The sequence below is a fragment of the Polaromonas sp. P1_G1 genome, assembly GCF_056405595.1.
Map to the genome: position 1 here is coordinate 34,147 of NZ_JBFUBU010000013.1, position 11,666 is coordinate 45,812.

Consider the following 11,666-nt stretch of genomic DNA (forward strand, 5'->3'; position numbering starts at 1 on the left):
CCGGAATATTGGATTACAGGCCGAAGTGCGCGATGACGCCCTGCCCCGCGGCGCGGCCGCTGGCGAAGCAGGCGGTCAGCAGGTAGCCGCCCGTAGGCGCTTCCCAGTCCAGCATCTCGCCGGCGCAGAACACGGGTTGGCCGGGGCCTTGGAGCTTTTGCAATTGCAATGTCGCATCCATGGCTTCGAACATCACACCGCCTGCCGTGCTGATGGCTTCGTCTAGAGGCCGGACGGCGGTTACGCGCACCGGCAAGGCCTTGATGCCGGCGGCCAGGCGCACCGGGTCGGCGATGGCGTCTTTGCCCAGCAGTTCATACAACATGGCGGCCTTGATGCCGTCGAGATTCAAACGGCTCTTGAGGTGGCTGGAGAGGGAGCGCGAACCGCGCGGGTGGCGCACTTCGACCAGCACCTGTTCGACTGATTTGTCGGGCAGCAGGTCCAGCATGAAGGTGGCGCTGCCGTGGGCGGCGATCTCGTCGCGCAGCAAATGGGATGCGGCATAGACCAGGCTGCCTTCGACGCCGGTGGCGGTGGCGATGAACTCGCCTTTGCGACTGAAGCTGCGGCCGCGCGAGTCCGTGAAATGGATGGCGACGGACTTGAAGGGCTGGCCGGCGAAGCGGCTGGCGAAGTGTTCGGTCCAGCCGGTGTGGGGCTGCGGGCTTTTGCCTATGAGCTCCTGCAAAAATTCACGGCGAGTTTCGCCGGGGTCGGCAATCGCCTCCTGCAATTGCGCGGGGCTGTCGGGCCGCGCCGCGACGTCAAAGCCGCAATTCGCAGGCAGCAGCGGCGCGACCGCTACGCCGCGCGCGGCCAGCAGCGGCACCCAGGCGCCGTCGGAGCCCAGCCGCGCCCAGCTGCCGCCGCCCAGGGCCAGCACCACGGCATCGGCCTGCGCCAGCACTTCGCCGGCGGGTGTTGAAAACCTGAGCGCGCCGTCGTCGGCCCAACCCAGCCAGCGGTGCCGCATGGAAAACTTCACGCCGGCATTGCGCAGGCGCTGCAGCCAGGCACGCAGCAGCGGCGCGGCCTTCATGTCCTTGGGAAAGACGCGGCCGGAGCTGCCGATAAAGGTTTCCACGCCCAGGGCCTCGGCCCAGGCGCGCAGCTCGGCCGCGCCGAAGGCGGCCAGCAGGGGCTGCAGTTGCGCGGCGCGCTCGCCGTAGCGGCTGAGGAAAATCTGCGGCGGCTCGGAGTGCGTGAGGTTGAGCCCGCCTATGCCGGCCAGCAAAAACTTGCGGCCCACCGAAGGCATGGCGTCATACACCTGCACGGACACGGCAGCCCCGGCGCCGGCCAGCGTCTCGGCGGCCATCAGGCCGGCGGGGCCGCCGCCGATGACGGCCACGCGCAATGCGGCGGCGGGTGTTGATTCAAGAGGAGATGCGCCAGGTGTCAAGGGGATTCCGCGTGCAGCGGTCACAGGTTAAGCAGGGAAGAAAAAACCGAAACGTTCGCGGTGGCGAAGGGCAAAGCGTCAAGGACGGACGCGCCGGGTCGGAACAGGGATGACCCGATTATTACAGGGGCGCGACAAAGGCTCGCCGGGGGCGGCATGGCGCGCGCGCATTTCGCGAGATCAGGTCTCTCCAAAAAAGGCTTGGCGCAAGCGCTCCGTGATTTCCTGGCAACAGGTGCGGATGGCAAAAACACCCACTCTTAGTACGAACAACTTAAGCAAATCTCAGAATCTGAGACTGGCCCGAAAAATTGTTCGATGAACCCGATCTTCCTCACCAAAGCGCGGCATACCCCATGCTAGGATTAATAAGCGTGCTTACCATCTCGGAAATCGCGCGTCCTAAAAACCGGAGACCCGATTGAACAAGCCGACCGCCCTTCCCTTCGCCCGCAGGCGTTTTCTTCAGCAATGCGGGACGGCCGCGGCGGTCTTCGCGGCGCCTTCCTGGGCCCAGTCCCGCACCCTGCGCCTGGGCACCACGGTGGACCAGACCGGCCTTGAAAAAGGCATTGGCGGCGACCTGGTGAAAGGCGCGACGGCCTATTTCAACGCCCTGAACAAGGCCGGCGGCATCAACGGCGCCAAGGTCGAGCTGGTCACGGCGGACGACCAGTTCAAGCCGGACCTCGCCAAGGCCAACGCCCTGGCCTTCCAGGCCGACAACTCGGTGCTCGGCATCCTGAGCCCGCTGGGCACGCGCCCCTGCGCGGCCATTGTGGAAACCATTCGCGACTTCGCGGTGGTGGGCCCGGTGGCCGGCGCCGCGGCGGTGCGCAAAAACAGCCCGCCCAATGTGTTCTGGGTGCGCGCGACCTTCGACGCCGAAATCGAAAAACTGATCCACACCGCCGTCACGCTGGGCACCACGCGCATCGGCATCGTGCACCCCAAGGACCCGCTGGGCCTGTCCATCCTGGCATCCTTCCAAAAGGTGATGGCCGAGGTGAAGCTGGAGCCGGCGATCATCGCCACCACGCCGACCAACACCAGCACCGACGTGGAACCCGCGGCCAAGGCCATCGCGAAGGCGCAGCCGCAGGTGGTCATCATGGTGCTGTCGGGCGTGGCGCCGCTGTTCGTGAAAGCCCTGCGCGATGCGGGCGGCACCAGCACGGTCTACGGTTTGTCCAACGCGGCCAGCGCCGTCAATATCACGGCCATGGGCGAGAAGGCGCGCGGCGTGGGTTTCGCCATCATCGTGCCCTCGCCGGTGTCCAATAAAAATACGCTGGTGCGCAGCTACCAGGCCGACATGCAGGCCAGCGGCTGGAAGGACTACACGCTGTTCGGCCTCGAAGCCTATGTCAACGCACGCGTGATGGCCGAAGGCCTGCGCCGCGGCGGCGCCAAGGTGACGCGGGACTCGCTGATCAATGCGCTGGACGGCATCACCAACTTCGACCTGGGCGGCATGCGCGTCAGCTATGGCAACGGCAACCGCGTGGGCAGCACCTTTGTCGACGTGGGCGTGGTGGGCTTTGACGGCCGGCTCTTGACCTGACCGGCTCTTCGAGCACCCTGTTTACATAGGTGGCGCAAAGCCGTTGCGCCCGACGATCACGCGCAGCGCGGTCGGCTTGCCGGCTTGCTCCTGCGCGGTGATCATGACTTTGGCGCCGGGCACCAGCAAGACGTTTTCGTCGGCCTTGCCGGGCTTGAAGGACACCACGGGGGCATTGGGCGGAACGATCACGGTTTTTTCGCCGTCCTTGTAGCGCAGCGTGAGCTTTTGCCCGCCGGGCACCGTGGAAGGCGCGGCGGCCAGGTCGGCCACCGTGGCATTGGTCATGGTGCTCTCGGGTCGCAAGTCCCAGGGGCGATGGCCTTCGCCGGTGCCGCGCGCGGCTTCGGGAAACACCACCACTTCAAGCGCCAGCTGGCTGCCGTCGGCCTGCGGCATGGCGGCCGTGCCTATGTAGCTGCCGGGCTTGATGTCGGCCAGCGCCAGCGGGTAGACCTCGGAGACGTCCATCGCGGCGGGTCGCACCAGGGTGATGACTTCGCCGCTGCGTTCCCTGACCGTGAGGCTGGTGGCATCGACTTTTTCAATCGTGGCGCGCAGGCGCAGTGTGGGGTTGGCGGGCGCCTGCGCCATCGCGAGAGGAATGGCGGCCAGCAAGGCCAGTGAAACCGTCAGATGCTTGAACTTGAACATGGTTGCCTTTCAATCGGCAGGGGTGCCGGGCAAGTTTGGTGAGATCACTCCACCACGACCACAGTTCCCTGCCCCGTGAGAAAAGCCGCCTTGACCGGCGCGCCCGGGTAAATGCGCTGGACCGCCGCGCGATAGGCCTGCAGCTGCGCGACCAGGGCGGGCTGCCGCTGCGGGGCGACGGCCGATTTGTAGTCGAGCACCCACCAGTGGCCTTCATGGCCCGCGTCCCTGCGCTGCACCAGGCGGTCCAGCCGCAGCGCCTGGCCGGCGTAGACCAGGTCGACCTCGTTGCCCTGCCAAGCCAGCACCTCGGGCCGCCAGGCCCAGGCGCCCTCGCCCGCCAGGATGCGGCCGGCCAGCGAGGCCGACTGCGCGGCCTGGGCCGGGCTCAACCTGAATTCGCGGGCCGCGGCCGCCACCTGTTCGGGCGACAGCGCGCCGCCCCATTCGAGCAGACGGTGCATGCCCTTGCCTATGCGCGCTTTCAGGGAATCTTCGTCCACATGCTCAAAGGCCGGGGGATCCGGCATCAGGCTTTCGGACAGCTCCGGCAGTTCGGGCAGGTAGAACACGCCGGCATCCGCAGCCTCAGGGCGCAGGCCGGCGCTTTCATCGACCACGGGTGCGGGTAGTTCGGCCAGCAGGCCCTGCAGGCGCTGCCACCAGCTTTCGGTGGTGGCGCGGTAGGGTTCTATGGACGAGATGACCAGGGTGTGGCGGGCACGCGTGAGGGCCACGTACAACGCATTGAGTTCTTCACGCTTGCGCGCGGCCTGCTCGGCGGCCAGGGCATCGGCGGCGCAGGCCGGCGGCCGGCTTTCGCTGACCAGGAACACAAACTTGCGCGGCTCGGTCGCCTCGCCGGGCCAGTCGACCAGCACGCCCATGCTGTCGGCGTTGCGCTCGACGGTATCGGTGTCCAGCAGCAGCACGGCATCAGCCTCCAGGCCCTTGGCGCCGTGGATGGTCAAAAGGCGCACGGCCTCGCTGCTGACGGTGGCCGGCGCCTGCGTGCCGCCGGCCTTGAGGGCGCGCACAAAACCATAGGGCGTGGCGTAGCGGCCGCCGTCCAGTTCGAGCGACACGCCGAGCAACGCGCGCAAATTGGCCAGCACCGCGCCGCGCTGCGCGGCAGGCGCGGCGGCGCCAAAGCGCGCGAGCACGTCGCCATCGTCGTAAATGCCTTGCAGCGCGTCGTGCGGCGGCAGGCTGTCGAGCCACCCTTTCCAGCGCGCGAGTATTTCGCCCAGGCCCTGCAGTTCGGGCGTCAGCAGTTCTTCTTTCTGCAGCAGCGCGTACCAGGGCGCGCCGTGTTCGCGCTGCAGCAGCGCGAGTTGCACCAACTCGTTGTCGGCCAGGCCGAAGAGCGGCGAGCGCAGCGCGCGCGCCAGCGACAAATCATGCTGCGTCGAAACCAACACGTCGAGCAGCGCCACCATGTCGAGCACTTCGCAGCAGTCAATCAGTTCGGTTTTTTCGCCGACCTGGGCGGGGATATGCAGGGCCCGCAGTTCGTCCTGCAGCGGCAGCAGGCCGGCGCGTTTGCGCGACAGCACCATCACGTCCTGGGGCCGCAGCCCGCCGGCGATCTGTTCGGATATCCATGCCGCGGCCTGGCGAGCCTCCCGCGTGCGCAGGGTTTCCTCGGGCAGTTCACGCGGCATGGTCAGGCTGTCGCGCCAGCCGGCGGCCAGCGGCGAGGCGTCTTCTTCGTCCTTGTTGCGCGGAATGGCCGGCAACCGGCCCACGGCGCCGGCCAGGCCCGAGGCTGTGGTGTGTTCGCGAAAGCCGTCATAACCGTCGGCCTCGCGCGCCGTGGCCATGGCGGCATTGACGGTGTCGATGACGGCCTCGGCGTTGCGGCGCGTGTGGTCGCAGCTGAGCAAATCACCGCCCAGGCCGTGCACCACAAAAGCCTGCGCGGCGCGGAACACCTGCGGCTCGGCGCGGCGGAAACGGTAAATGCTTTGTTTGGGGTCGCCCACCAGGAACACGCTGGGCGCCGTGCCCGCGCCCGAATAGCCGATGAGCCAGGCATACAGGGCCTGCCACTGCAGCGGGTTGGTGTCCTGGAACTCGTCGATCATCAGGTGCCGTATGCGCGCGTCCAGGCGCTCCTGCACCCAGCCCGAGAGCACGGGGTCGGCCAGCATCAGCAGCGCGGCACGCTCCACGTCGTTCATGTCGACCCAGCCGCGTTCGCGCTTGAGGGCGGTGAATTGCGCGATCAGCACGCGCGTCAGTCGCGCCAGGCGCTGCTGGTATTGCCAGGCGTCGTGCTGCTGGCGGGCGGCGGCCACGCGCAGCACCAGGTCCTGGGCAATGCGCACCTGTTCGATGCCGATGATTTTTTCGCCGAACTTGCGCGGCGTGCCTTTTTCGGTCAGCAGGGCCGCAATGGCGGCCGGGATGTCCCCTGCCGTCAGCGCCTGTTCGAGCTCCACGCCCTTGGCCGAGAACGTCGGCGCGCTGGCGCGGCCCAGCGCGATGGCGGCATCCCTCAAGGCCTGCCGGTGAAAGCGGTTGGTGCTGAGCAGCTCTTCGGGTTCGTCCAGGCCGCCGAATTCGGTGAACTGCGCGGTGAAGGGCTGCACCGAGGCAGCGATCACGCCTTTTTCGTCGGCCAGCGTGAACTCGGTGCGCTTGTCGAGCGCGGCCTGCAAGGCCTTGTCGGCCTGGAAGCGGCCGTGCGCGAGCACCACGGCCTCGAAGTCGGCCTTGAGCGCGGCATCGGCTGCGACCGCCGCGTAAAAGCGCCGCCAGACCAGCGCGCGCGCGGGGGCGTCATCTTCCAGCAATTCGTAATTGACAGGCAGCTCGAGCCGCTGCAGCACCGCGACCGGCGCGCTGCGCAGCAGCGCCGCGAACCAGCTGTGGAAGGTGCGTATCTGCACCGAGCGCCCGCTGGCCAGGATGGAGCGGTACAGGCTGGACAGCTGCTCGCGCACCTGCTGCGCGGCGTTGCGGCCCTTGGCGCTGCCGAGGTCCAGCTGCACGCCGCGCATTTCAAGCTCGCGCTGCAGGGTCGCGTCGTCGGCATGGGCGAAGGCCTTGAGCCAGTCGTCCAGGCGTTCACGCATTTCGCCGGCGGCTTTTTTGGTGAAGGTGATGGCCAGGATTTCATGCGGCAAGACCTGCTGCCCGGGCGCGGCGGTGGCGCCGTCCAGCAGGGCGCGCACGATGCGCGAGACCAGCATCCAGGTTTTGCCCGCGCCGGCGCAGGCCTCGACCGCGACGCTGCGGCGCGGGTCGCAGGCAATCGCGTAAAACGCCTCGGCCGAGACCGGCTCGCCGTTGCATTCGTAGGCGGCGGCGTGGGCGATCAAGGTGTTGGACGGTGGGGTCATGCGCCCTCCTCCCCGGCCATGGCTTCCTCGTCCAGGCTCCAGAAGTCCTTGCGACACAGGCCTCGGGCGGCGCAATAGTCGCAAGCCTTGCCCTCGCCCAGCGCCGGCAAGGCCGCACCGCGTGCGATGCGGGCCATGTCGGTCAGGATGCTGTCGATCAGTTCATCGCGCAGGCCGACGATCTCGGCTTGCTCATAGGTTTTGGTCGGCTCTTTTTCGCCGAGGTTGACGTAGGCCGCGGCCAGGGTGTCGTCGCTCATGAGCGCGGCGTAGAAGGCCAGCTGTGTGTCTTCCTGGCCGTTCTTGATGCGCTCGGCGGTGGTGGCGCGCGGCTCGGTCTTGTAGTCGATGAGCAGCGCGTGGCCGTCGGCCTGGCGGTCTATGCGGTCCAGCTTGCCCAGCAGCGTGAGTTCGCCCAGCGGCATTTCGCGCCAGACCTCGGCTTCGTCAAAGGTGGCGCCGGTCGCTTCATGCCCGGCCAGCCAGGTCAGGTAGCCCTCGCGCACGCCGGGCCAGGCGGCGGCAAAGGGCAGGAACTCGCTTTCGCCGAGCGCCAGTTCCTGCGCAGCCTGGTCGGCTGCCGCGTTGATCATGGTCACGCGCACGGCCGGGTCGTCCGTGGGCGTCGCTTTGAGCGCCTCATGGAAATGCCGCAGCAGGCTGTGCAGCCAGTTGCCGAAATCGCGCTTGCCGAGTTCGCTTTCCAGCTCCTCGGGCTCCTGCAGCTTGAGCTGGCGCAGCGCAAAAAAACGGTAGGGACAGCGGCGCAGGTCTTCGTAGGCGCTGGCTGAGAGCCGCGTGAGAGGCAAGGCCTCGCCGGTCGGAAAGGGATGTGGCGTGGGCTCAATCTCCACGGCGCGCAGGCTGCGCGGGTCGGCGGCGAGCTCGGTCTCTTCGGGTGCCTCATCGCGTGCCAGCAGTAGTTCCTGCACAAAACCGCTGGGGATCAGGTGCTCGCCGGATTCACTGGTGCGCCAGAGCACGTCGACCCGCGGCGCCTGCAAGGCATAGCGCCAGGCCTGGCGGGCCGCGGCGGCCAGGGTTTCGCGCGAAGACAGGCCCAGCAGTTCGCGCTGGGTAGGCGTCCAGGGGCCGGCGGGTTCGGGCGACACGGGTAGGCGGATCTCGTCGCAGCCGGGCAGCACCACGGCGCGCATGGGCCGGCCCAGCAACTGAGGCAGCGGCAGAATCACGACCTGCTCGGCCGGCGGATGCGGCGGTGCGAATTTGCCGCCTTCGAGGGCCTGGTTGGCCCACTGGGTGAAATCGTTGAGGCGCATCACCGGCGAGGCCTGGAATTCAGCCTCGGCGCCTTCGTGCAGCCGCAGCACCTCGAGCACGGCCTGGCCGGCCTCGTCCTGCGCCAGTGCCTCCCACTGGCCGGCCGCTTGCAGCGCGGCGCGCAGGTCACGCAGCCACACGGCCAGCGGGCGGGCGCGGGCCAGGGGTGCGCGCAGCGCATTGGCTTGCAGGGCCAGCGGCTGGGTGGCCAAAAAAGCCGGCGGCGCGATGTCTTCGGCCGCGAAGGGGGGCAGGTCGCGCCAGGCGCGTACGCCGACGCGGCGCAGCTCGGTCTCGGCGGCCGTCACCAGCATGGCCTCAAAAGCCGGCGCATTCTTGAGCCAGTCCAGCACGGCGTCGGTGGAAGCGTCCCAGGGCAAGGCACGCAGCAGGCTCATGAGGCCGGCGGCGGCGCGTGTGGTGGAAAGCTTCCAGCCGGTTTCGTCGCGCATGGCGATGCCGCGTTCGGCCAGCATGGCGCCGACGCGGCGCGTGAGCTGCCGGTCCTGCGCAATCAGGGCGACCGGGCTGCGCCCTTGCGCCAAATGGGCCAGCACGCAGGCGGCGGCGCGGCCGGCTTCGTCTTCGGCGTCCTGGGCGGCGTGCAGCGCGGGCGGCGGGCTGGCCTCAAAGGGAATGCACAAGGGGATGGACAGCGAGCGTTCGCCGAAGTGCGCCTTGAGCGCCTCGGTCAGCGGGTCGGCCTGGAAGCCTTCGAGTACAGCGAACAGCGAGGGCTGGGCCTGGAACAGGCGGTCCGTGGGATAGGCCGAGGCCGCGGCCCAGGCCAGGGCGATGCGGCCCACGGCGGCCTCGAGGGCCAGCACCGGGGAATCCAGGCCCGCACCCAGGGCCAGCGCGAGCCGTTCGCTCCAGGCCCGGCGCCTGGCCGGCATGACGGCGCAAGCGACGCCGGCCAGGCTCCAGGCAGCCTCGACCAGGCGGCCGGCCAGCGCATCCTGCTGGCCGCCCAGCCCGGCCCGGTCCAGCAGCGAGGCGGCCGTCAGCATGTCGACGGCCACGTCCATGCGCAGATCGTCGCCCGAGGGCGTGAACAGGCCCAGCATGCCGCCCAGGCCGCCGGCCCAGTTCATGGTGGTCTCAAAACGCGGGACAAAAAAGGTCTCGCCGGCCTGCGCGGCCCAGGCCTGGCGCGCCTGCTGGATCAGCTGGGCATAGGGCAGCAACACGACGGCCTCGGCCGGGTGCACGCCACGCGCCGCGATCGCTTCGGCCAGCCGGGCCATGGCCTGGCGCCAGCAGAGCGCATCGGGCGGGGCAGCGTCGGTATGAGCAGGTGGCAYTACAGGGTTTGGCGACGGGCAACAGGGGGAAGGATCAGGGCGGGCCGCATGCGGATTGAGCGGATGGCTATCAGGGTGATAGCCCCTGCCCGCCCGACCCGGCTACTTGCTTTCTGCCACAATGACTGCAACTTTAGCCCCGTACCGTATCGTAACCATCCTAACCAGACAAAGGAGCCGCCATGGCGAGCGAACTGATCAAACATACCACCGATGCCACCTTCGAAGCCGATGTGCTGCAATCCTCCAAGCCCGTGCTGGTGGACTACTGGGCCGAATGGTGCGGTCCGTGCAAGATGATCGCTCCGATTCTTGACGAAGTGGCGACCGGCTACGACGGCAAGCTGCAGATCGCCAAGATGAACGTCGACGAAAACCGCGACATCCCCGCCAAGTTTGGCATCCGCGGCATCCCCACGCTGATGCTGTTCAAGGACGGCCAGCTGGCCGCCACCAAGGTCGGCGCCATGAGCAAGGCCCAGCTGACCGCGTTCATCGACCAGCAACTGGCCTGAACGTTCACGCGCTGACCGGGAAGCACGGCCCAGGCCGCTTCCCGATCAGCGCAGCCCCGCCGGCCGGGGTCCGGGCACCGGAAAACAGCCGCGATTTCCCGCCTGAATTTCCTGTCATAATGTGCTTTATTCACCGGTCGGCCCCTCGCCGCCCGGTTCGAGTTCCCGGTTTGTAAGCCATCTTCTGCGGCTTCTTTTCAAACCTCCCCCGTTTTCCATCAATGAACTCCGCAAGGAGTAATTCCATGCACTTAAACGAACTCAAGGCACTGCACGTGTCTGAAGTCCTCAAGCAGGCCGAAGCCCTTGAGATCGAAAACGTCGGCCGCATGCGCAAGCAGGAGCTGATGTTCGCCATCATCAAAAAACGTGCAAAAACCGGCGAGACCATCGTGGCCGACGGCGTGCTGGAAGTGCTGCCCGACGGCTTCGGCTTCCTGCGGGCCCCTGATTCGAGCTACACCGCGTCCACCGACGACATCTACATCAGCCCCAGCCAGATCCGCCGCTTCAACCTGCACACCGGCGACATGATCGAAGGCGAAGTGCGTACCCCGAAAGACGGCGAACGCTACTTTGCGCTGAACAAGCTCGACAAGGTCAACGACGGCCTGCCCGAGGACAACAAGCACAAGGTCATGTTCGAGAACTTGACCCCGCTGTTCCCGCGCGAGCAGTTCAAGCTCGAGCGCGACATCAAGGGCGAAGAAAACCTGACCAGCCGCATCATCGACATCGTCTCGCCCATCGGCAAGGGCCAGCGCGCCCTGCTGGTGGCGCCGCCCAAGTCCGGCAAGACCGTGATGATGCAGAACATCGCCCACGCCATCACCGCCAACTACCCCGAAGTGGTCATGATGGTGCTGCTGGTGGACGAGCGCCCTGAAGAAGTGACCGAAATGCAGCGCAGCGTGCGCGGCGAAGTGATCTCCTCAACCTTCGACGAACCCGCCGCGCGCCACGTGCACGTGGCCGAAATGGTCATCGAGCGCGCCAAGCGCCTGGTCGAACTCGGCAAGGACGTTGTCATCCTGCTGGACTCCATCACCCGCCTGGCCCGTGCCTACAACAACGTGCTGCCCTCCTCCGGCAAGGTGCTGACCGGCGGCGTGGACGCCAACGCGCTGCAGCGCCCCAAGCGCTTTTTCGGCGCAGCCCGCAATATTGAAGAAGGCGGCAGCCTGACCATCATCGGCACGGCCCTGGTCGATACCGGCTCCCGCATGGACGAGGTGATCTTTGAAGAATTCAAGGGCACCGGCAACTGCGAAATCCACCTGGACCGCCGCCTKTACGARAAGCGCGTGTTCCCGGCCATCCACCTCAACCGCAGCGGCACCCGCAAGGAAGAACTGCTGCTGGCCCCCGAAATCCTCCAAAAATCGCGAATTTTGCGCCAATTCATGTACAACATGGACGAAATCGAGTCCATGGAGCTCATGCTCAAGAACATGAAGGCCACCAAGAACAACCACGAGTTCTTCGACATGATGCGCCGGGGCGGCTAAACAGCCTGGCGCGGGGCATGCCATTGCGGCATCCGCCCGGCGCCCGCCAGTAGCCTGCCGGGTTCGCGGGCCGTTTCATCAATTCCGG

7 protein-coding genes are annotated in these 11,666 nt (G+C 67.2%); 3 read left to right on the forward strand and 4 right to left on the reverse strand.

Annotation, left to right across the window (positions count from 1 at the left end):
* Positions 1-13: 13 nt before the first annotated feature.
* Positions 14-1,405, reverse strand: coding sequence for a TIGR03862 family flavoprotein (locus tag AC1D1Y_RS08490; RefSeq protein ID WP_477681955.1), 1,392 nt, complete (start codon positions 1,403-1,405; stop codon positions 14-16).
* 421 nt (positions 1,406-1,826) lie between these two features.
* On the opposite strand from AC1D1Y_RS08490, the gene AC1D1Y_RS08495 reads away from it, so the two are divergent.
* On the forward strand, positions 1,827-2,969 hold the full coding sequence (locus AC1D1Y_RS08495; protein ID WP_477681956.1) for an ABC transporter substrate-binding protein: 1,143 nt from the start codon (positions 1,827-1,829) through the stop codon (positions 2,967-2,969).
* 21 nt (positions 2,970-2,990) lie between these two features.
* Here the strand turns inward: AC1D1Y_RS08495 and AC1D1Y_RS08500 are convergent, their stop codons facing one another.
* From AC1D1Y_RS08500 to AC1D1Y_RS08510, 3 genes are read right to left on the reverse strand one after another with little or no spacing between them, the layout of a single operon-like run.
* On the reverse strand, positions 2,991-3,623 hold the full coding sequence (locus AC1D1Y_RS08500; protein WP_477651558.1) for a hypothetical protein: 633 nt from the start codon (positions 3,621-3,623) through the stop codon (positions 2,991-2,993).
* Between the two features lie 44 nt (positions 3,624-3,667).
* Positions 3,668-6,970, reverse strand: a complete 3,303-nt coding sequence (locus AC1D1Y_RS08505) for a UvrD-helicase domain-containing protein (RefSeq protein WP_477681957.1) — start codon at positions 6,968-6,970, stop codon at positions 3,668-3,670.
* Positions 6,967-9,498, reverse strand: a complete 2,532-nt coding sequence (locus AC1D1Y_RS08510; RefSeq protein WP_477681958.1) for a PD-(D/E)XK nuclease family protein — start codon at positions 9,496-9,498, stop codon at positions 6,967-6,969. Before AC1D1Y_RS08510 ends, AC1D1Y_RS08505 begins: the two co-directional genes overlap by 4 nt.
* Before the next feature lie 239 nt (positions 9,499-9,737).
* Here AC1D1Y_RS08510 and trxA point away from each other — a divergent pair, with 239 nt between their 5' ends.
* Complete coding sequence (trxA, locus tag AC1D1Y_RS08515) at positions 9,738-10,070, forward strand: thioredoxin TrxA (RefSeq protein WP_007875124.1); 333 nt, start codon at positions 9,738-9,740, stop codon at positions 10,068-10,070.
* Positions 10,071-10,315: 245 nt separating this feature from the next.
* A complete protein-coding gene (gene rho, locus AC1D1Y_RS08520; RefSeq protein ID WP_007875125.1) occupies positions 10,316-11,578 on the forward strand; it encodes a transcription termination factor Rho in 1,263 nt (420 codons plus the stop codon).
* Positions 11,579-11,666: the final 88 nt, after the last annotated feature.